This is a genomic window from Mesorhizobium sp. M7A.F.Ca.MR.148.00.0.0 (assembly GCF_003997735.1).
In the GTDB taxonomy this organism is placed as follows: domain Bacteria; phylum Pseudomonadota; class Alphaproteobacteria; order Rhizobiales; family Rhizobiaceae; genus Mesorhizobium.
Map to the genome: position 1 here is coordinate 1 of NZ_RZTB01000057.1, position 20,366 is coordinate 20,366.

At 63.1% G+C, this 20,366-nt stretch carries 18 protein-coding genes; 4 read left to right on the plus strand and 14 right to left on the minus strand.

What is annotated here, in order from left to right; translation table 11 throughout:
* Positions 1 to 361: GntR family transcriptional regulator (locus tag EOB49_RS20210; protein ID WP_127382033.1), on the minus strand; the 361-nt coding region annotated here is incomplete at its 3' end.
* Between the two features lie 175 nt (positions 362 to 536).
* Between EOB49_RS20210 and oiaX the strand changes: the two genes are divergently transcribed.
* The 4 genes from oiaX (at position 537) to dhaL (ending at position 4,931) form a co-directional block, all read left to right on the plus strand.
* On the plus strand, positions 537 to 1,787 hold the full coding sequence (gene oiaX / locus EOB49_RS20215; protein WP_127382034.1) for a 3-oxo-isoapionate-4-phosphate decarboxylase OiaX: 1,251 nt from the start codon (positions 537 to 539) through the stop codon (positions 1,785 to 1,787).
* Between the two features lie 4 nt (positions 1,788 to 1,791).
* Complete coding sequence (locus EOB49_RS20220) at positions 1,792 to 3,126, plus strand: four-carbon acid sugar kinase family protein (RefSeq protein WP_127382035.1); 1,335 nt, start codon at positions 1,792 to 1,794, stop codon at positions 3,124 to 3,126.
* Positions 3,127 to 3,254: 128 nt separating this feature from the next.
* Entirely contained in the window at positions 3,255 to 4,262 is a 1,008-nt protein-coding gene (locus EOB49_RS20225; RefSeq protein ID WP_127382036.1) for a dihydroxyacetone kinase subunit DhaK, read from the plus strand.
* A gap of 27 nt (positions 4,263 to 4,289) precedes the next feature.
* The gene (dhaL, locus tag EOB49_RS20230; RefSeq protein ID WP_127382037.1) at positions 4,290 to 4,931 is read left to right on the plus strand and encodes a dihydroxyacetone kinase subunit DhaL; all 642 of its coding nucleotides are present in this window, start codon (positions 4,290 to 4,292) and stop codon (positions 4,929 to 4,931) included.
* A 24-nt stretch (positions 4,932 to 4,955) separates the two neighbouring features.
* Here dhaL and EOB49_RS20235 read toward each other — a convergent pair whose 3' ends face one another.
* The 13 genes from EOB49_RS20235 to EOB49_RS20295 form a co-directional block, all read right to left on the minus strand.
* Positions 4,956 to 5,393 carry an RpiB/LacA/LacB family sugar-phosphate isomerase gene (locus EOB49_RS20235; RefSeq protein WP_127382038.1) on the minus strand — a complete coding sequence of 146 codons (438 nt, stop codon included), beginning with the start codon at positions 5,391 to 5,393 and terminating at the stop codon, positions 4,956 to 4,958.
* A gap of 96 nt (positions 5,394 to 5,489) precedes the next feature.
* The gene (locus tag EOB49_RS20240) at positions 5,490 to 6,257 is read right to left on the minus strand and encodes a triose-phosphate isomerase (RefSeq protein ID WP_127382039.1); all 768 of its coding nucleotides are present in this window, start codon (positions 6,255 to 6,257) and stop codon (positions 5,490 to 5,492) included.
* A 57-nt stretch (positions 6,258 to 6,314) separates the two neighbouring features.
* Positions 6,315 to 7,253, minus strand: a complete 939-nt coding sequence (locus EOB49_RS20245; protein WP_127382040.1) for a TIM barrel protein — start codon at positions 7,251 to 7,253, stop codon at positions 6,315 to 6,317.
* Positions 7,253 to 8,770, minus strand: coding sequence for a glycerol-3-phosphate dehydrogenase (locus tag EOB49_RS20250; RefSeq protein ID WP_127382041.1), 1,518 nt, complete (start codon positions 8,768 to 8,770; stop codon positions 7,253 to 7,255). Before EOB49_RS20250 ends, EOB49_RS20245 begins: the two co-directional genes overlap by 1 nt.
* On the minus strand, positions 8,767 to 10,326 hold the full coding sequence (locus EOB49_RS20255) for an FGGY-family carbohydrate kinase (protein ID WP_127382042.1): 1,560 nt from the start codon (positions 10,324 to 10,326) through the stop codon (positions 8,767 to 8,769). The genes EOB49_RS20250 and EOB49_RS20255 overlap by 4 nt, the downstream gene beginning before the upstream one ends.
* A 96-nt stretch (positions 10,327 to 10,422) precedes the next feature.
* Entirely contained in the window at positions 10,423 to 11,370 is a 948-nt protein-coding gene (locus EOB49_RS20260; protein ID WP_023756738.1) for a D-ribose ABC transporter substrate-binding protein, read from the minus strand.
* Between the two features lie 32 nt (positions 11,371 to 11,402).
* Positions 11,403 to 12,533, minus strand: coding sequence for an ABC transporter permease (locus tag EOB49_RS20265; protein ID WP_127382043.1), 1,131 nt, complete (start codon positions 12,531 to 12,533; stop codon positions 11,403 to 11,405).
* Positions 12,534 to 12,559: 26 nt separating this feature from the next.
* Positions 12,560 to 14,101 (minus strand): sugar ABC transporter ATP-binding protein, encoded by a 1,542-nt coding sequence (locus EOB49_RS20270; RefSeq protein ID WP_127318214.1) that lies wholly within the window; start codon positions 14,099 to 14,101, stop codon positions 12,560 to 12,562.
* Positions 14,098 to 14,754 (minus strand): DUF2291 domain-containing protein, encoded by a 657-nt coding sequence (locus EOB49_RS20275; protein WP_127382044.1) that lies wholly within the window; start codon positions 14,752 to 14,754, stop codon positions 14,098 to 14,100. The genes EOB49_RS20270 and EOB49_RS20275 overlap by 4 nt, the downstream gene beginning before the upstream one ends.
* A gap of 33 nt (positions 14,755 to 14,787) precedes the next feature.
* The gene (locus EOB49_RS20280) at positions 14,788 to 15,798 is read right to left on the minus strand and encodes a sugar-binding transcriptional regulator (protein WP_127382045.1); all 1,011 of its coding nucleotides are present in this window, start codon (positions 15,796 to 15,798) and stop codon (positions 14,788 to 14,790) included.
* Between the two features lie 423 nt (positions 15,799 to 16,221).
* Positions 16,222 to 17,880, minus strand: coding sequence for a glycerol-3-phosphate dehydrogenase/oxidase (locus tag EOB49_RS20285; RefSeq protein ID WP_164781749.1), 1,659 nt, complete (start codon positions 17,878 to 17,880; stop codon positions 16,222 to 16,224).
* Positions 17,881 to 17,930: 50 nt separating this feature from the next.
* Positions 17,931 to 18,707: a DeoR/GlpR family DNA-binding transcription regulator gene (locus EOB49_RS20290; protein ID WP_127269804.1), complete on the minus strand. Its 777-nt coding sequence runs from the start codon at positions 18,705 to 18,707 to the stop codon at positions 17,931 to 17,933.
* Positions 18,704 to 20,239, minus strand: a complete 1,536-nt coding sequence (locus EOB49_RS20295; RefSeq protein ID WP_127382047.1) for an FGGY-family carbohydrate kinase — start codon at positions 20,237 to 20,239, stop codon at positions 18,704 to 18,706. Before EOB49_RS20295 ends, EOB49_RS20290 begins: the two co-directional genes overlap by 4 nt.
* Positions 20,240 to 20,366: the final 127 nt, after the last annotated feature.

Sequence of the window (20,366 nt, forward strand, 5' to 3'; positions counted from 1 at the left end):
CGGCTTCCCTGACCATGCCGCGCTCGAAGAAGATGCGCGCGGTCTTCAGGTGCTCCAGCGTGTCCTTCGACGACGACAGGATGATCTTGGCGGCGCCATCGACCTGCTTGATGATCGACTTGGCGGTCAGCTGCAGCACCTTGGCGCGCTCGCCATGCGAGATCGCGACCAGGCCCATATTGCTCAGCGCCTGCATCGCCTCGCGAATCGCCGGCCTGCCGACCTCGAAACGCTCCATCAGTTCGCGTTCCGAAGGCATGTCGTCGCCCGGCATCAATTCGCCGCTGGTAATGAGGCGTTTCAGCCGCAAGAAGACCTCATCGGAAAGCTTGCGCCGGACAATCGGTTCCGAACGGTTCATCGTCGCGAATCACTCCCTTGACCCGGCCCTATCTAACACTGCCGCCACAATTCCCGGAATTGCCGTCTGTCGATCCGACTGCCGGGATATGGCTTGCAATACTTATGTACTCATTATACCAGATTTGAAACACCAGTGAACCTTTTTCGAACGCCTCGGCTTGAGACAGCGGACCATGATCACCCTCACCTACCGCATCGAAACGCCTGGAAGCATCGAAGCGCTGGCGGCCAAGATCGCCAGCGATCAGTCGACCGGCACCTTCGTCGCGCTGCCCGGCGAGACCGAGGAACTGAAAGCCCGGGTGGCGGCGCGCGTGCTGGCGATACGGCCTCTGGCCGATGCCGAGCGGCCGTCGCTTCCCGACAGCGGCAACGGGCCGTTCAGGCGCGCCGATGTCGATATCGCCTTTCCATTCGATGCCATCGGCACCGACCTTTCGGCACTGATGACCATTGCCATCGGTGGCACCTATTCGATCAAGGGCCTCACCGGCATTCGCGTCGTCGACATGAAGCTGCCGGAGGACTTTCGCGGCGCGCATCCCGGCCCACAGTTCGGTGTCGCCGGCAGCCGCCGGCTGACTGGTGTGACGGACCGTCCGATCATCGGCACAATCGTCAAGCCGGCGCTGGGTTTGAGGCCGCACGAGACGGCGGCAATGGTGGCGGAACTGATCGCCGCCGGTGTCGACTTCATCAAGGACGATGAGAAACTGATGAGCCCGGCCTATTCGCCGCTTGCCGAGCGGGTGAAGGCGATCATGCCGCTGATCCTCGACCACGAGCAGAAGGCCGGCAAGAAGGTGATGTATGCCTTCGGCATTTCGCATGCCGACCCCGATGAGATGATGCGCAACCACGATATGGTGGCGAAGGCCGGCGGCAATTGCGCGGTGGTGAACATCAATTCGATCGGCTTCGGCGGCATGGCGTTCCTGAGAAAACGCTCCAGCCTGGTGCTGCACGCCCATCGCAACGGCTGGGACATCCTCACCCGCCACCCGGGCCTCGGCATGGATTTCAAGGTCTGGCAGCAATTCTGGCGACTGCTCGGCGTCGATCAATTCCAGATCAACGGCATCGCCTCGAAATACTGGGAACCGGATGACTCTTTCGTCGAATCGTTCAAGGCGGTGACGACACCGATCTTTTCACCCGAGGACTGCGCCTTGCCGGTGGCGGGCTCCGGCCAGTGGGGCGGCCAGGCGCCCGAGACATATGCGCGGACCGGCCGGACGGTCGATCTTCTTTATCTCTGCGGCGGCGGCATCGTCAGCCATCCGGACGGACCGGGCGCCGGCGTGCGTGCCGTGCAGCAAGCCTGGCAAGCGGCCGTCGACGGCATCCCGTTGGCGGACTTCGCCTTGAACCATCCCGAACTGGCGCGGTCGATCGAAAAATTCGGCGACGGCAAGGCAGCCTGAGACGATGCAGGACCTGCTTCTCAGTTATTATGGCGACGACCTGACCGGCTCGACCGACGTCATGGAAGCGCTCGAACTCGGCGGCGTGACGACCGTTCTGTTCATGCGCCAACCCGACGCGGCCCTGCTGTCCCGGTTTGACCATTGCCGGGCGATCGGACTGGCCGGCACCAGCCGCAGTGAGACGCCGCAATGGATGGACACGCATCTGCGCGATGCCTTCGCCTGGCTAAAGACGCTCAACGCCGAGATCTGCCACTACAAGGTCTGCTCGACCTTCGATTCCAGCCCGACGATCGGCAGCATCGGCCGAGCCATCGAGGTCGGCCGCTCGGTGTTCGCGCAGGACAGTGTGCCGCTGCTGGTCGGCGCGCCGCAGCTCAGGCGCTACACCGCCTTCGGCCATCTGTTCGCCGCCTATCGCGACCAATATTTCCGCATCGACCGCCACCCGGTGATGAGCCGCCACCCGACGACGCCGATGGATGAGGCCGATCTCCTGATCCATCTGTCGCGGCAGACGGCGCTGAGCTCCGGACTGGTCGACCTAGCGACGCTGCAGTCGGCATCGCGGTCGGCGGCGTTCGATCGCCTGACCGGAAACGGCACCGCCGTCGTGCTTGTCGATGTCGACAACCTGGAGACGCAGGCTCTGGCCGGCAAGGAGATCTGGCGCGTTCGCAAGCCCGGCGGCTCATTTGTCGTCGGCTCGTCCGGGGTCGAGTATGCGTTGCTGGCCGAATGGGCGTCGAATGGCATCGTCAGCGCCGGACATGGCTTCACGCCGCCGGGCGCTGCCGAGCGGATAGCCGTCGTGTCGGGCAGTTGCTCGCCGACCACCGAACGGCAGATCCGGCATGCCCTGACCGACGCTTTCGACGGCATCGAGGTCGACCCTATTGAACTGGTTTCGGAGGCTTCGCAGCAGGCGATCGCGCGCGCAACGGCAAGCGGCCGTGCCAGTCTGCAAGCCGGGCGCTGCGTCATCCTCTACACCGCGCTTGGTCCCACTGCCGACAGGGGCGCCGAAATCGACCGGCAGGAAGGCGCCCGCCACAAGCTTGGCCGCGGCCTTGGAGAAATCCTTCGCAGCCTGACGATCGAACAGAGCCTGCGGCGCGTGGTCATTGCCGGCGGGGATACGTCGAGCCACGCGCTGGGCGAGATGGGTGTCGATGCCCTGACAATCCGCATGCCGCTGCCCGCTTCGCCTGGCTCGCCGCTCTGCGTTGCTCACTCGCGCGTCAAGGCGATCGACGGACTGGAGGTCGCGCTCAAGGGCGGCCAGGTCGGAACCGATCGCTATTTCGCAGCCATCCGCGACGGCCTAAGCGACTGAAAGGGCCAGCAGCTGGATTCATGTGCCGCTGCGCGAAGCACTTCGACATACGAAATACATCTTGCCGGTGGAAATCCCGGTAACACCCGGTATTATCTGCGAAAATGCCGAAATCGGGAGGATGCCGGGTGCAGACCAAAAAGATCATCAACGACGGGAACCGTGCCGTCGACGAGATGCTGGAAGGCATCCTGGCAGCGCATCCACGCTATCTCAAAAGCGTGGAGGGCAGTCCACGCTCCATCATCGCCCGCGACGGGCCGCGCCAGGGCAAGGTAGGCCTCGTCATTGGCGGCGGCTCGGGCCATGAGCCGAGCTTTCTCGGCTTTGTCGGCAGGGGGTTGGCTGACGCGGCGGCCATCGGCAATGTCTTTGCCTCGCCACCGCCGGACCCGATCCTCGAATGCGCCAAGGCAGTCAGCGGCGGCGCCGGTGTGCTGTTCATGTACGGCAACTATGCCGGCGACGTGATGAATTTCGACATGGCCGCCGAGATGGCCGCCATGGACGACATCGAGGTGCGCACGGTGCTGAGCACCGACGACGTCGCCTCGGCACCCCGCGACCAACGGCACAAGAGGCGCGGCGTCGCCGGCAATTTCTTCATCTTCAAGGCGGCCGGTGCTGCCTGCGACCGGATGCTGTCCTTCGACGAATGCGAACGCATCGCCGGCAAGGCCAACGACCATACCTTCACCATGGGCGTGGCTCTGTCGCCCTGTTCGCTGCCGCAGACACGCCGGCCTAATTTCGAGATCGGGCCGGACGAGATGGAGATCGGCATGGGCATCCATGGCGAGCCCGGCATCGCGCGCGAAAAGTTGAAAACAGCCGACGAGATCACCGACGAGATGCTGGACAGGATCCTCGACGAGATGGCGCCGGCGCGCGGCGACAAGGTCGCGGTGCTCGTCAATTCGCTGGGCTCAACGCCGCTGATGGAACTCTACATCATGAACCGGCGCGTGAAGCAGAGGCTCGATGAGATCGGTGTGTCCATCCACGCAAGCTGGGTCGGCAATTACTGCACCTCGCTCGAAATGGCCGGGGCCTCGATCACTCTGCAACGGCTGGACGGCGAGTTGCAGACGATGCTGGACCACCCCTGCGACTGCGCCATGTTTCGCGCCGGCTAAACCCACTTCTGTGGCAAGGACCAAGACATGACGACAATCGACACCGCCCGCCTTGTCGCGATGTTCGCGGCGATCGCAACCGCCATGTCCGCCGACAGGGACCGACTATGCGCGCTTGACGGGGTTATCGGCGACGCCGACCACGGCATCGCGATGGAGCTTGGATTTTCCGCGGCACGCGATGCAGTCGCCGCACTGGACACCGGGACCACCGATCCGGCCACCTTGCTGAACACGGCGGCAAAGTCGTTCCTGAATGCGGTTGGCGCCTCCTCCGGTCCGCTCTATGCGACCGCGTTCATGCGCGCCGCGGCAGCCGTCAAGGGCAAGACTACGCTCGACGATGCGGACGTGGTCGCTCTGTTCCAGGCCATGGCCAAGGGCATTCAGGATCGCGGCAAGGCAGAGCTTGGCGAAAAGACGATGATCGATGCATGGGCGCCGGCCGCACAGGCGGCGGGCGAAGCGCTGACCTCCGGCAAGGATCTGGCGGGCAGTCTCGAAGCTGCTGCACAAGCGGCAAACGCCGGCGCGGAGGCGACCAAGTCGATGGTCGCCACCAAGGGCCGGGCATCGCGCCTGGGCGAACGCTCGCTTGGCCACATGGACCCGGGCGCCGCCTCCGCCGTGACCGTGATCGAGGCGATGCGGACCGCCCTGACCGACTGATCAGCAGCGGACTTGCCGCGTCTTTCAGCGCTTGGCGTCGAGCTTGTCGATGGCCTGCACGTTTGTGGCGGAGGGGCCATTCGGATCGAACTCCGAGGCCAGCCATGCGTCGGCGATCGATTTCGCCAGTTCGGGACCGATGACGCGCGCGCCCATGGTGATGATCTGGGCGTTGTTGGACTTGGCGGCGCGCTCAGCGGAATAGGTGTCGTGGGTCAATGCGGCGCGAATGCCCGGCACCTTGTTGGCGGAGATGCTGACGCCGATGCCGGTGCCGCAAAACAGGATGGCCCGGTCGTAGTTACCGTCCAGGATTTCGTGGCCTACCGCGGCTGCAATGTCGGCGTAGAATCCGGCCTGGCTGAGATCAACGACCTGCAGCTCTGGCTTGGTGGCGAGGTGCTTGGCGATGACGTCGAGCAGCGGCTTGCCGGCGCTGTCGGCTCCGAGTGCGATTTTCATGATGATAAGCTCCTTTGCTGTTGTCTCTATCTCTTTGATTTGACGCAACTCCGGACGGAAAACCGCTTCACACTTTTCCTGGAATTGCTCGCGCGGTCAGCGCGCGATGGCGGCCGACGCCTTTTTCAGAATGTCGATATAGCCTTCCGCTTGCCACGCCGAGCGGCCGATGAACAGGCCATCGATATACGGCTGGCCGATCAGTTCGGCCGCGTTGCCGGGATTGACGCTGCCACCGTAAAGCACAGGCGGAGCAATCGGCAGCCGGTCGGCGGCAACCTTCTTGATCAGCTGCTGCTGCCTGTCGGCATAGTCGGCGCTTGCGGGAATGCCCTTCTCGCCGATTGCCCAGACGGGCTCGTAGGCAAAGAGGATTTCCGCCTTCACCTGATCGCCGCTCAGCTCTTGCAGTGCGCCGAGAACCTGTGCCGTCAACACCGCCTCGGCGCGGCCTGATTCACGCTCAGCCAGCGTCTCGCCGACGCAGATCAGCGGCACGAAACCGTGCCTGACAGCAGCCGCCGTCTTCAGCCCGACGGTCGCATCCGTTTCGCCGAAGTGTTCGCGGCGCTCGCTGTGGCCGAGTTCGATCACATCCAGCCTGCAGTCTTTCAACATCACTGGCGAAATCTCTCCCGTCCAGGCGCCCGCGTCGGCCCAATGCATGTTCTGGGCGCCGACTTTTACGCGGGTGTCGGCCAGCGCCGCTTTGACCTGGCGCGCGGCGGTGAAGGGCGGAATGACGAAAGGCTGTATCGCCTGATCGAAACCAGGCACGAAGGCCGCCAGCGCATCGGCGAACTGCAACGCCTCCAACAGCGTCTTGTTCATCTTCCAGCTCGTGCCGACCCAATATGGGGCCATTCTTCTTCTCCTTCGATACTTTTGCGGCCGAAGCCGGCTTTCGGGCGACGTATTCGCTCAAGTCCGAGGCTTGAGTCTGTCGCGGCCACTGTCGACGTAAGGCGCCCAGAAATCCACCGACTCGCGGATCATCTCGATAACCTGATGGTCGACTGGTTCCCTCTCCCTGAAGGAAAGTTCAAGGCAAATTTCATTGTCGGTTCCACCGCCCTGCCGAACCGCGTCCAGCAACTTCTGCGGCACTATGCGGCCGTCCTTGTTGTAGGCGGCCGTGAACGGCCAGTGCCCGCCCTTGTTCATGGAAGACTGCTTGATGTGGATGATCGGCGATTGCAATGGAAACGCTTTCGCCCAAGCATAGGGATCGGTATCGGCAGGATCGGCCGAGGTCACGTCGCCATGGTCGATATCCACCATCATCTTCATCGGTATGGGCAGCTTCGCCGCATCGATGGCGCCTTGCAGCGTGGCGCAGCTTTCGATCGTGTGGCCGAACTCGCGGCCCACCGACATCGGCTCCCAGAACAGGTATGTCAGACCCGCCGCCCTGGCGTGTTCGGCCACTTCGCGCCAGCATTCGAGCGCGATATCGAGCAGCACTGCCTGCCGTTGCGGATCGTCAAAGTCCTTGTAGGTGAAGATGGCGAACTGCGTGCCCATGCCCGACGCACCGAGTTCTGCGGAAATATCGGCGAAGGTCTTGAACCAGTCGACATAATAGCGCCGCACATCCGCATCCGGATGGCCGAAATGGTTGAGCCGGCCGTAGGGTCCGGTCATGCCGGAGGTGATCCTGACACCGGTCCGCGCCAAGGCGCTGTTGAACAGGCGCAGAAATTTGTCAATCGTCGCCGCCGGCCAGCCCGGATTGACGAATTCATGCGTCAGCTGCACGTCGCGGATACCGATGCCATAGGCAATCGCGTCGATCAAATCGTCCGGATCGGCGAAACGGTTGACCAGAGGATTGGTGTTGAGGGAAAGCGTGAAGGCCATCAGTCTGCCGTCGCCATGATGTTATCGAACCAGTCTTCGAATGCTTTCCGCTCGGCCGCATTGAGATGCAGGCCATGTTTGGTGCGGCGTTCCAGGATATCGGCTGATGTGCCGGCCCACTCGGTCTCGGCCAGGAATCTTGCCTCCCGCTCATACAGGTCGGGACCGAAGCGGCGGCCGAGATCCGCCTCGCGCTGTGCGCCGGCGAGCAATTGCCTGGCGCGGGTGCCATAGCTTCGCGCGTAATGCTTCACCAGCGACGGGCTGAGCCATGAAAACTCGGCATGCAGGTCGCTCAGGAACTGCTCGAAGTCCGCATTGGGCAGGTCGCCTCCCGGCAAGGGAACTTTGGCCGTCCAGGCTTTCTTCATCGTCGGAAAAAACGGCTGGATCTTTTCCAGCGCGTGTTCCGACAGCTTGCGGAAGGTGGTGATCTTGCCGCCGAATACCGAAAGCAGCGGCGCGTTGCCGTTGGAGGCGTCGAGTTCGAAAATGTAGTCGCGCGTCACCGCGCTTGGATTGTCGGCATTGTCGTCATAGAGCGGACGCACGCCCGAGAAACTGTAGACCACGTCCTGTGGCGTCAGCTGCCGCTTGAAATAGCGATTGACCACCTTGATCAGATAGTCGACTTCGCTGGCCTCGGCGGCCACTTCCTCGGGCCTGCCTTCGTAGGGAATGTCGGTGGTGCCAATCAGCGCCAGATCGTTCTCATACGGATTGACGAAGATCACCCGCTTGTCGTTGTTCTGAATGAGATAGGCTTGCTGCCCCTCCCAGAATTTGGGCACGACGATATGGCTGCCCTTCACCAGACGAACATTGCGGGTGGAATTCTGGCCGGCGACGCGGCTGACAATGTCGTTGACCCAGGGGCCTGCCGCGTTGACCAGCGCCCGCGCCCGGACCTTCGTCACCGCACCCGTGCGACCATCCTGCATGTCGATCGACCACAGTCCGTTTTCGCGGCGGGCCGCGACACAGGCGGTGCGCGTGAGCACTCTGGCACCGCGCTGCCTGGCATCCAGGGCGTTGAGCAGCACCAGGCGCGCATCGTCGACCCAGCAGTCGGAATATTCGAAACCGCGCTTGAACTCGTCCTTGATCGGCGCGCCTTCCGGCGCAGTCTTGAGGTTCAGTGTTCTTGTCCCCGGCAGGCGTTTACGGCCGCCAAGGTGGTCGTAGAGAAACAGCCCGAGCCGGACCAGCCATGCCGGCCTGTCTTGCGGGCTGTGCGGAAGAACGAAGCGCATAGGCCAGATGATGTGCGGCGCCGCCTCGAGCAGCACCTCGCGTTCGATCAGTGCTTCGCGAACCAGCCGGAATTCATAATATTCGAGGTAGCGCAGGCCGCCATGCACCAGCTTGCCGGAGCGCGAGCTGGTGCCTTGCGCGAGATCGTCCTTTTCGCACAGGATGACGGACAGCCCGCGACCTGCCGCATCACGCGCTATGCCGGCTCCATTGACGCCGCCGCCGATCACGAAGAGATCGACGACATCTGTTGTATTGCTCAAGATCTTGCTCCTGTGCGGTGCGCCATGCCCTTCCACACCGGCCGAAGCGCCTGACGCGCTGCAACGAAGGAAGGGAAGAGGTCATCGTAGGTTTGCGAAAGCGCCTCGTCATAGGCATCGCAGTCGCCGAGAAGCGGCGTTACCCACTCGGCGGCACAGTCTTCCATCGAGCCATAGACGCCGAGGCCGACCGCGGCCATCATCGCGGCGCCTGCCGCGCCGGCTTCCTGGCGACTGCTGGTGCGCACCTGCGCCCGGGTCGCCGCTGCGATGATGCGGCGTAGGGACGGGCTGCGCGCGGCGCCGCCCGACAGGCGGATCTCGCCCGGCACGGCGCCCATCGCCTGGTAGCAATCACGTGCGGCGAAGGCCAATCCCTCGAGGACGCCGCGTGCCAGATCGCCAAAGCCGTGCTTGACCGAAAGGCCGATGAATCCCGCGCGCGCATCGGGGTCGACGAATGGCCCTCTTTCGCCGGCCAGCGATATGTAAGGCTGGTAGATCAGCGATCCCGGCTCCGATGCTTCCACCCAAGTGTCGAGGGCCTTCAGCAACTCGTCATGAGAAGGCTTGCCGCCAGCCGTGGCGAGCACGTCGCGCGCTAGGCCAAGCACCCAGTCTATGTTGAGCGTCGCCGCCATGTTGGACTGCAATTGGGCAAAGGCGCCTGGAATAGGCATGGCGATCGTGTAGCCGGAGCCATCGTCGTTCAGCACGACATCGTCGGGAGTGGCGGCAAAGCGTGTGTGTATGCCGGTCGAGCCGATGACCGTGCAGCCGACATTGCCCGAGGGATCATAGAGGCCGGCTCCGAGCGCCGTCATGACCATATCGACGTAACCGAGCACCACCGGGGTGCCTTCGAGCAGGCCGGTCTCTGCCGCCGCCGATCGCGACAGCGGATGATGGTCGGTGGTGCCTTCGAGCATGGGAGGCAACAGGCGGCGATGCGTCGTCAGATCCAGGATGTCGAGGGCTTCGTCGGAATAGTTGCGCGACCGAAAATCGCCGAAGGTGAAGGTTCCCTCGGAGGGATCCGTGGCGCGTTCGCCTGTCATCTTGAAGTAGAGCCAATCCTTGCAATGCAGGGCGGTCGCCGCCCGCTCCAGCATGCTGGGATGGTTCCTTTTCATGAAGGCAAGCTGGGCGCCTTGCTGGCAGGAATTCAGCCCCGTGCCGGTCAGCTCGAACCGCCTGCGATCCCGGGGATCGGCGCGCATCTCGTCGACCAGATGTCCGGCGCGGGCATCGAGCCACAGCCAGGCGCGCGAGACAGGCAAGCCGTCGCCATCGATCAGCCAGGTTCCGTCGCCCTGCCCGGTGATGGCAACCGCTGCGGTTCGTTGCGCGAGGTCGGGAACCTTGGCCGCGAGATCGCGAACGGTCCGCGCCATGTCGCGCCAGGTCTGGTCGAGGTCCTGCTCGGCGCCGCCGCCTTCCAGCGTGACGAAGCTGTTGGGCACCGACGTCATGGCGAGCTGCTGCCCGGACAGGTCGAAAGCGATCGATTTGATCACCGACGTTCCCGCGTCGATGCCGATCAGCAGGTCTTTCATGCCGCAAATTCCGGTTGGTTGCGAAGGCAGTTCACGAGGGTAGTCATTTCGTAGAAGAGGCAGGGAGTGTCCGCAAGGACACCCCCTGTGCAGGTTTCATTCCGACAGCACGAAGGGAGCGGTGTACTTGTCGACATTGTCCTTGGTGATGAGAAGGCAATCGAACAGCTGCTTCTCGGTCGCCGCACCGGTGGCTCCGGTCTTGATGAACGAGTCCGCCTGCTGCACGGCCTTGGCCGAGAAGATGGCGACAGGCTGAAGCACGGTGTACTGCAGTTCGCCGGACTTGATCGCCGCAACCGCATCCGGGGAGCCGTCGAAGCCGCCGACCTTGATGCCAGCGAGCTTGCCCGCTTCCTTCAGCGCCGCAACCGCGCCGAGCGCCATCTCGTCATTGCCGCTGATCACGGCGATGATGTCGGGATTGGCCTGCAGCATGCTCTGCATCTTGTCGTGGCCCTGGGTACGATCCCAGTTGGCGACCTGCGAAGCAGCCTTTTCGAGATCCGGGTACTGGCTCAGCACAGTCGCGTACCCGTTCGAGCGCGTGGCGGCGTTGTTGTCAGACGGGGCGCCGAGCAGTTCGACATATTTGCCCTTTTCGCCGACGGCCTGCACCCACTGCTGGGCACCGAGAGCAGCACCCTGCGCGTTGTTGGAAACGAGCTGACCCTTGGCGAGGCCTTCCTGATTGATCTCGGCATTGACGAGGAACACCGGGATGTTGGCTGCAATCGCCTTCTTCACCGCACCGACAGAGCCGTCAGCGTTGGCCGGATCGAGGATGATCGCCACCGACTTGTTGGTGATGGCGGTGTCGATCAAATTGCTTTCGGTATTGGTATCGCCCTTGTGGGCGCCGACATTGGCTGTATAGCCAAGCTTCTCGGCCTCGGCCTTGGCGACGTTGCCCTCAGTCAGCCAGTAGGGGTTGGCCGGATCGTTGACGATGATCGAGATCAGGCCCGCGGCTGACGCGGCGGCCGTGAACCCGACGACCATCGCGGCGGCGAGCAGACTTTTCAGCATGGTTTTCATGTACATTCCTCCAATGATTACGCGGTGTTGCTGCCAGTTCACCTGGCAGTCTTCCCTTGGGCAGGATTGGCCGGTTCGGCCTTCCCCCGTTTCTGAGAAGTCGGTTGGCCACCTGTCGCGCTTGGGAGCTTGCTACGGCGGCGATACTGAACGGCATTGAGGAGCACGGCGAGCACGATGACCGCGCCCGTGAACACTGTCTGCCAGTAGGATGAGATGCCGATGATCACCAGACCGTCGGACAGGAAGCCGATGACGAAGGCCCCGAGCAGGGTTCCGCGGATGTTGCCACGGCCGCCGGTCAGTGCCGCGCCGCCGATGACGACGGCCGCGATGGCCGTCAATTCGTAGGTGGTGCCCGCGGTCGGTCCCGCCGACGTCAACTGCGATGACAGGATCAGGCCGGCAATAGCGGCGCAGATGCCTGACAGCACATAGACCGAAATCTGCACCGTCTTGACCGGAACGCCGGACAGTTCGGCCGCGCGCTCGTTGCCGCCCGAGGCGTAGAGCCAGCGCCCGAAGGCGGTGCGGTTCAAGACGATGCTGCCGATCAGCGCGATGACCACGAGAACCACGACGCCCGTCGGCACGCCGAACAAGCGGTTGAAGCCAAGCGCATCGAAGCCGGTGTTTCCGAGCTCCGGCTTGCCGCCGAGATTGTTATAGGTCAGGCCGCTGGTCATCAGCAGTGCCAGGCCGCGCGCCATGTACATGACGCCGAGCGTGGCGACGAAAGCCGGAACCTTGAAGCGCGCGATGAGCACGCCGTTGATCAGCCCGACGACGGCGCCCAGCATGCAGGCCAGCACCGCAACCACCCAGACCGGCGGATAGAGAACGACGCCCAGCCAGGTCAGCGTCACCCCTTGCATCAGGAATCCGGCAACGACGCCGGCCAAACCCAGCGTCGACCCCACCGACAGATCGATGCCGCCATTGAGGATGACGAGCAGCATGCCGATCGCGAGGATTCCGAAGATGGCGACATGGGAGGCCATGGTCAGGAAGTTCGCCACCGAGAGGTAGTAGGGCGACAGGATCGAGAAGACGACGATGATGACGATCAGGGCAAAGAAGGCCCGGCCCTCGAGCAGCAACTTGGCGAGATCGAAGCCTTCGCTCGCGCTTGGACTGGACTGTTTTCTGGCCTGGCTGACGTCGGTCATGGGTCTGGGCTCCGAAATTCTGGTGATCAGGCGACCACGGCTTCGCCGGAGGCGGCCATGATCTGCTCTTTGGTGGCGTTGGCGCCGAATTCAGCTGAAATCCTGCCACGCCGCATGACGACGATGCGGTGGGCAATGCTGAGGCATTCGTTGACCTCAGAGGTCGAGAAGACGACCGCAAGCCCTTGAGCGGCGCGTTCGCTCAACAAGCGGAAGACCTCGGCCTTGGCGCCAACATCGATGCCGCGGCTCGGCTCGTCGAGGAGGATGACCTTGGGGTTGGTCGTCAGCATCTTGCCGATGACGACCTTCTGCTGATTACCGCCAGACAGCGATCCGATCATGGCGTTGCCACCAGCGGTCTTGACGGTCACCTTGCGGATCGAGTCTTCGACCAGCTCTCGCTCCCTGGAACGGGACAGAAACAGTCCCTTGGCGAACGCCTCGATGCTGGCAAGCGAAAGATTGCGGCCGACGGTCATGGTTTGCACCAGCCCGTCGCGCTGGCGGTCCTCGGGGACCAGCACAAGCCCTCTGGAGATGCGCTGGGCAATGCTCAACCCCGAGACGTCCTCGCCTTCCAGCAGCGCGCGGCCGCCCGCCATCGGCACCCGTCCAGCGACGGCCTCCAGCAACTCCGTGCGCCCGGCGCCCATCAGCCCGTAGATGCAGACGATCTCGCCGGCCCTGACGTCCAGCGACAAGTGATCGACGACGGAATAGCCCGAGCCCGAAGTGTCAACGACGCTGACGTCCTCGATCGAAAGGGCGACCTCGCCGAACGCATGACCGGTCGGCGGCGAGCCGAGATCGAAGTTCTCACCGACCATGTTGCGCACGATCCACTCGAGGTCGATGTCCCTGGCCTCGGCCGTCGCCGTTATGGCGCCGTCGCGCAGGACAACGGCGTAGTCGGTGATCTGCAGCGCTTCTTCGAGGTGATGTGAAATGTAGACGATGGAGACGCCGCGGCTGGTCAGATCGCGGATCACCTTGAACAGCACCTCGACCTCGGTTGCACTGAGCGCGGAGGTCGGCTCGTCCATGATGAGGATGCGTGAATCGACCGACAGCGCCCGCGCGATCTCGACGATCTGCTGTTGACCCAGGCGCAGATCCTCGACGAGAGTCATCGGGTCGATGTCCTCTTCGAGATCGGCCATCAGCGCGCGCGCCTGGCGCGATTCTTCGGCGAAGTCGAGGCCGGTTCTGGTGCGCAGTTCGCGGCCCATGAAGATGTTGTCGCGAACGCTGAGGTTCGGCGCCAGGCTGAGTTCCTGGTGGATGATCGAGATGCCGCGATCGCGCGCGTCCGAGGATGAGGAAAAGCTGACAAGATTGCCGTCGAGCACGATGTCGCCGGATGTCGGCGTGACGACGCCGGACAGGATCTTCATCAGCGTCGACTTGCCGGCGCCGTTCTCGCCGAACAGCGTCGTGACTTTGCCGCGATGGATGTCGAAATTGACGCCCTTGAGCGCATGAACGCCGCCATACGACATGACGATGTTGCGCGCCGAAAGCACGGCGTCGCCGGTCGCGGGTCCGGTGTCTGCAGCCGCGCTCATTTGACCTCCAGCCTCACCGGAGTGACCAGCCAGCTCTTCGGGTTGACCAGCTTGAATGCGCCGACCACCGATACGGTCTTGCCGGTCAAGGTGCTGGTGTCGACCTTGGCCAGGACTTCCTTCTTCATCTCGTTGTTCAGCGCCGAACCGGCGTCCTGGTATTCGATCTGGTTGGTGAACTGGCCGAATGTGATCTTGCCGGTGGCGTCGCGAAGCTCGGTGCCGTTGATCGCCGGTCCCGTCTGCACGCGAATCATCAGCGTGTCCGGCACACCTTCGACGGCGACCTTGTAGATGCCCGATTTTCCTTCGCCGACGACACCGGTGAACTTCACCGAGATGACCGGCCCAACGCCCGCCGGCACGCCATATTCCTTTTCCGCCGTTGCCCTGTCCTTGGTGATCGCCGTCGCCACCGTTACCGCGTCGACGGCACGCGCTTCGACATCGGCCTGCACCTTGGGAAACTCCGACTTGCCGTAGTCAGCGGCGGAAAACACGGCGCTGCGGACATCGCCGGCAGAGCCGATCCTGACCACCTTGGTGTCGAGCGCCATGGCGCCGAGCAGGACGACAACCGCGGCGCCGGCAAGTGCCCGACGCAGGGCGGGCGAAGCCGGCCTGGTCGATGCGGTGGCGGCTTTCGCGCTCATGACGCAACCGCCAGCAAGGCAGATCCGCGCTTGTCACGCATTTGACGATCCTCCGTTCACATGGCGCTTCGCGCCATTGGGTTTGTTCTGTTCGACAAGGGCACGAGCGGTGGACTCGTCGGTGATCAGGCCGCTCAGATAGCGGCTTTCGAGCACCGCCTCGATGGCGCGTATTTTCACCTTGCCGCCGGCAACAGCGACGATCCGGCGACCTTTCAACTGGTCCCGCGGAAGCGCCAGAATCCTGTCCGACAACGCCGTTTCCACCGGGCGCCCCTTGTCGTCGAAGAAGTGGGCGAGCAGCTCGCCGACGCCGCCATCGCGTTTGACCTCATCGATTTCGGAATGTTCGATCATGCCGGTAGCGACCAGCGAAGCTTCCCGCTCGGCGGTCCCTATGCCGACGAACATCAGGTCGGACCGGCTTGCGAGGTCGAAGACATCGCTGATGCCGCGCTGACCAAGCAGCACTTCACGGTCCTCGGCGGTGTTGGCGACGAAAGGCACCGGCATCACATAGGCCTGCGCGCCGGTCCGCTCGGCCAGCCGATGCATGACGTCGTGCGGGTTGGCCGCGAATTTGCGCGTCACACCGCCAAGCAGCGAGACGAAACGGATATGGCCAGCGGCGGTGCGCGTCAGATACTCGACGCTTGCGGCAAGAGTACGGCCATGGCCGACGCCGATCAGCATGTCCTCGCCGCGATCGATCTCTCGTTTCAGAAACTGAGCGCCGGCGATCCCAAGCGCCTTCAGCGGCAGCTCGTCCTGATCGAGATCAGGAACAACCTCGCAGTAGTCGAGCCCGTAAGCAGTGATCAGCTGCTGCTCGAGGTCGATGCATTCGCCGACATCGCCGTCGATGATCACCCTGACAAGGCCATCCTGGGTGGCCCGGGTGATGAGCCGATGCGCCTTGAGGCTGGTCAGGCCGAGCCGCTTGGCCACCTGGGCCTGCGTCAGACCCCCGGCATAGTGAAGCCAGGCCGCGCGGGTGGCGAGGCTGGACTCATGATCGCGGTTAGTGGCTCCGCCGGATTTCAAGACATCTCCTCCCTGAGATGATATTATTATCTTTGTGTGCAAAAATTTTCACATCCCTGCATCGCTGTCAATCCCTCGCCGGATTTGGCGCATGCACATATGGGGAATCCACAGGTCTCGCCCTTCCCGAAACGCCGGTCTGCCGGCATTTCGGCGGGCAACATCGACCTATTAGGAGGTGAGCATGTTACTCGATCATACGGCTATGTTAATTTAACGTCAATCTGTGTTATTTCGTGCCTGAGCCAGTAGAATTGCACAGCCATCGGCTATCTAATTTTTTGCTAACTAGCTGTTTCTCCATAATAATATCTGACATCGACAAAATCCCAATCCACCTGTGAGTTGAGCGATTGGGGATGCGACGCATCCTTAGGCAAACCGACCGGATTGCCTTGGGAAAGAGCATCGGCGACGGAATGATCAGCCCAGCCGCATCAGGTTCCGGTCCTCGAGTTCCAGGGCGGCGGCCTCGACTTCCTCTGCGAGGCGCCCGGCGCTCCAGCCCAGCGCCCGTCCGGCAATCGTCGCAATCTCCTGCAGATCCCGGCCCGTCAGTGACCCTGATATCGCCAGGGTGCTGCGGCGCATGACGATATCGGCCAGATGTTCGACGAACTCGGTGCGGACGATGTAGTCAATTTCCGATCGGCTGTAGCTTTCTGAATCCGGCAGTCGGCCCTCATCATCCGGCTCATGTGTGGCGATCTGCGTGGCTCTGGTGCCATATCGCGACAGCAGCGCCTCGAGACGCCGTTCTCCAGCGCCCGTCTCCGAGTGAGCCAGAGCCAGCCAACTTGCTCGCGCTGCAGCATCAGCCGGGAAATCCCTGCCGCCGCCGATCGGCATGGTCTGCGTCGTCACCTTGCGGCTGCGCTGCAGGCGGCCGAGCACGGTGTCGGCGACTTCCTCGGCGAAGCCGCGAAAGGTCGTCCACTTGCCGCCGATCAGCGAGATGACTGCGAAAGGTCTGTTCCGATCCGGCTCGGCGACGGGCGCCGAGTGGTCACGGCTGATCAAGCCGGGCACCGATGCATCCGAGGCCGGCAGCGGCCGGATGCCGCTATAGGCATAGACGATCTGGTCGCGCCCGAACGCCATCCCCGGCAGCAGCGTCCGTACGCTGTCGAGCAGGTATTCGACTTCGTCAGGTTCGCAGCGCACCGCGTCGGGGTTGTCGGCCTTGATGTCGGTGGAGCCGACCAGCGCCAGGCCGAGATAGTCGTAGACAAGGCAGATGCGGCCGTCATCGGCTTCGAAATACAGCATGCGTCCGGCCAGGCTTTTGACCAGCTCGTCGTGCTTCAACAGGATGTGCGAGCCCTTGGTGCCGCCGATCATCTTCGACGGCGCGCCTAGCAAATCGTTGACATCGTCGATCCATGGACCGGCGGCATTGACCACCAGCTTCGGCCGCACCGAAAAGGCCGCGCCGTTTTCCGGCTGGAAGGTCAGCACGCCATCGGCGGACTTCGCCAGCTCCGTGTAGTTCGCGCTGGCCGAGGCCGCGTTTGCCTGCAGCCCATCGAGGATCAGTTCGAGTACCAGCCTTTCGGGGTGGCTTATCTTGGCGTCGTAGTAGGTGCCGGTGGCGACGATCGAGGGGGCGAGCGCCGGCATCTCACTGAGCGCCTGGCGCCGCCCGACCATGCGGTGACGCGGCATGACCTGGTTTCGCGAGCCATAGAAATCATAGATCATCAGGCCGATCTTGATCAGGACGGCGCCACGGCTGCGCGGCGCGCTGGTTGAGCCGAACAGCGTCCGCAGCGCCGCCAGCATGCCCTTGCTCCAGGAGAAGATCGGGATGACCGTTGGCAGCGGGCTGACATAGTGCGGCGCGTTTTTCAAAAGCAAATTGCGTTCGAGCGTCGACTGCGCCACCAGCCTGAACTCGCCGGTTTCGAGATATTTCAGACCGCCATGAATGAGCCGCGATGGCGCAGCACTCGTGCCGGAGCCGAAATCCGCCTTGTCGACGATCAGGCAGCTGACGCCTTGCGCGCACAGATCGCGAAACAGCCCTGCCCCGTTGATGCCGGCGCCAAGAATGACGACGTCGACCTCCCCGGCTCCGGCCATGGCGGCCAGACGCCCGGCTGGATTTTCCGTACGTATTGCTTCGCTCGAGCTCATGGCGCTTTCGTCTTGACGATGCGCAGCTTCACGCCGGCCCGTTCGAGGGCTTGCGCCCGCGCATCGCCCAGGCCTTCGGTCGCCAGCACGACATCGAAGCTGGTCAGATCATCGAAGACATGCAGCGCGATCCTGTCGAACTTGGCATGGTCGATCAGAAGGATACGCTTGACCGATGCGGCCATCATCGCCTGCTTGACCCGCACGACATTGGGATCCTGGATAAAGGCGGTGGTTCCGGTGATGGCCGAAGCCGAACAGATCAGCACATTGGCGCGAAGCTGTGCCACCGCGTTCTCGCAGACGATGCCGATATAGGCGTTGTAGGTGTTGTGGTACTGGCCGCCGAGACAGATGAAGTCGAGTTCGTCGACATGGGTCAGCAGTGCAGCCGTCGCCACTGAGTTGGTGATGACGGTCAGCGGCTTGACGTCGAGCAGGAGCGTAGCGACCGCATTTGCCGTTGACGAATCGTCCAGCATCACCACCTGGCCAGCTTCGATATAATCGAGTGCTGTCCGCGCCAGCGCATCCTTTTCGGCCCGGTTGACCGTCACCCGGTAGCGGAAGGCGCTTTCGTAGAGACCGGAAGGCTGAACCGTGACCGCACCGTGCAGCTTGCGCAACACGCCCTGCTGCGCCAGCCGGTCGATGTGCCGGTGGATGGTCATGCGCGATACGCCGAAATGCTCGACCAGATCGTCGATGCGTACCTGGCCGAGCTTGATCACATAGTCGGCGATCTCTTCGCGTCGTTCGTCGGCCTTGATCATGCGGTCCCCTCGGTGTCTGGCCGCGCCAGCTTCTCGATGTCGGGCCAATGCGGCACGAGCGCACCGGCTATGCGGCCATAGAGGGAAAAGCGCTCGTTGAACACAGCACTCGAGGCCGGCACTGGCTCGTATTGGCGCGCCGTCATGCCGACCTGCCGGGCGCCTTCTTGCGGCGTCGCGAAGATGCCAACCGCCGCACCAGCGCAAAGCGCAGCGCCAAACGCCGCAGCCTCGTCGGTCGAGGTGACGGTGACCGGGGCGTTCAGCACATCGGCAAACATCTGGACGAAGGCCGGATTGCGCGAGCCGCCGCCGGTCAGGCGGATTTCGCTGATGGCAAAGCCGTCGCGCAAGGCTTCGACATGGGTACGATGATTGAAAGCAATGCCCTCCAGAACCGCCTTGAGCATATCGCCACGATTGTGCCAGCCATGAAGGCCGACAAAGCTGCCGCTGGCGACATCGCCAAAGGGGGAGCCGAACAGATAGGGATGAAACAGGATGGTCGACCGCTTTTTAAGCGCCTCGTCGATCTCTGCTGCCAAAACCTCGTGGATCGAGCCACCACCGACCGATGCCCTCTCCTGTTCCGAGCGGCAGAACGTGTCGAGAAACCAATCGTAGTTCGCGGTCGAGGCCGGCGAGATCGCCATGTTGTTCCAGCGGCCGGCGTCGATGGCGTTGCGACAGAGCCAACGCGGGTCGACGCGCGGTTGCGAAGAGACCACTTCGTTGATGGAATAGGTCCCGGCGACAATGGCAAGCACACCCTCCTCATGGCCGCCCATGCCAAGTGCGGAGGCAGTTACGTCATGCAGGCCGCTCGCCACCGGTGTCCCCTTGGCAAGGCCGGTCATGTCGGCGGCCTCGGCGGTAACGTGGCCGGCGATCTCGGCCGAATGCGCCATCGGCGGCAGCGCGTCGAAAAGATCGTCCAGTTCGAAGATGCGCATCGCTTCCAGCGCGTAATCCTGCGTGCGGAAATCCGTGAATGAGGTGCTGGCCTCGGTACGGTCGGTGCCGATCGTGCCGGTCAGGCAAAAGCGCAGCCAGTCCTTGCAGGCCAGTATATGCCCGATGCGGCCATAGCGGTCGGGTTGGTTCTTCCTGATCCAGGCCAGCAGCGCCGACGGAGCCGAAACGTGCGGCGCCTGTCCGGTACGCGCCAACGCATTTTGGAAGACCCCATCCGCCGACCATTGTTCGACAATCTCGCCGGCGCGGCTGTCAAGCGACAGGATACCGGGGCCTAGCGGCCGGCGATCCTTGTCGAGCAAATAGAGACCGTCGCCGTGTGCGGTCGCCGCCACCGCCTTGATATCGTTGGCGGGCCGGCCGCACAATGCGATCGCTTCGCGGATGGCATCGGCGGTGGCTTGCCATAGCCTTGCCATGTCGCGCTCCACCCAGCGCGCATGGGGCATCGACTGCGGGACGCGCCGACGCGCCACCGACAACTGCGTCCCATCGGCATCGAAGATCACCGCCTTGGTGACCGTGAGACCGTTATCGATTCCGAGCAGACTGGGCATGGGCGCCGCCGCTTTCAGCAACTGGTGAAGGGCGCTGCAAGGCAATCCTGCAGGGTGGGATAGAGATGACAGACATGACGACAATCAACGAGCAACGGTGATACAAAAGCGACGCATCCGACGCGGT

What these genes read in the sequence shown, in the direction of transcription:
- EOB49_RS20255 (WP_127382042.1), bottom strand. Translation starts at nt 10,326, where the DNA reads ATGAAAGACCTGCTGATCGGCATCGACGCGGGAACGTCGGTGATCAAA.
- EOB49_RS20220 (WP_127382035.1), top strand. Translation starts at nt 1,792, where the DNA reads ATGCAGGACCTGCTTCTCAGTTATTATGGCGACGACCTGACCGGCTCG.
- EOB49_RS20240 (WP_127382039.1), bottom strand. Translation starts at nt 6,257, where the DNA reads ATGGCCCCATATTGGGTCGGCACGAGCTGGAAGATGAACAAGACGCTG.
- dhaL (WP_127382037.1), top strand. Translation starts at nt 4,290, where the DNA reads ATGACGACAATCGACACCGCCCGCCTTGTCGCGATGTTCGCGGCGATC.
- EOB49_RS20265 (WP_127382043.1), bottom strand. Translation starts at nt 12,533, where the DNA reads ATGACCGACGTCAGCCAGGCCAGAAAACAGTCCAGTCCAAGCGCGAGC.
- EOB49_RS20285 (WP_164781749.1), bottom strand. Translation starts at nt 17,880, where the DNA reads ATGGCCGGAGCCGGGGAGGTCGACGTCGTCATTCTTGGCGCCGGCATC.
- EOB49_RS20290 (WP_127269804.1), bottom strand. Translation starts at nt 18,707, where the DNA reads ATGATCAAGGCCGACGAACGACGCGAAGAGATCGCCGACTATGTGATC.
- EOB49_RS20270 (WP_127318214.1), bottom strand. Translation starts at nt 14,101, where the DNA reads ATGAGCGCGGCTGCAGACACCGGACCCGCGACCGGCGACGCCGTGCTT.
- EOB49_RS20260 (WP_023756738.1), bottom strand. Translation starts at nt 11,370, where the DNA reads ATGTACATGAAAACCATGCTGAAAAGTCTGCTCGCCGCCGCGATGGTC.
- EOB49_RS20245 (WP_127382040.1), bottom strand. Translation starts at nt 7,253, where the DNA reads ATGGCCTTCACGCTTTCCCTCAACACCAATCCTCTGGTCAACCGTTTC.
- EOB49_RS20275 (WP_127382044.1), bottom strand. Translation starts at nt 14,754, where the DNA reads ATGAGCGCGAAAGCCGCCACCGCATCGACCAGGCCGGCTTCGCCCGCC.
- EOB49_RS20235 (WP_127382038.1), bottom strand. Translation starts at nt 5,393, where the DNA reads ATGAAAATCGCACTCGGAGCCGACAGCGCCGGCAAGCCGCTGCTCGAC.
- EOB49_RS20295 (WP_127382047.1), bottom strand. Translation starts at nt 20,239, where the DNA reads ATGCCCAGTCTGCTCGGAATCGATAACGGTCTCACGGTCACCAAGGCG.
- oiaX (WP_127382034.1), top strand. Translation starts at nt 537, where the DNA reads ATGATCACCCTCACCTACCGCATCGAAACGCCTGGAAGCATCGAAGCG.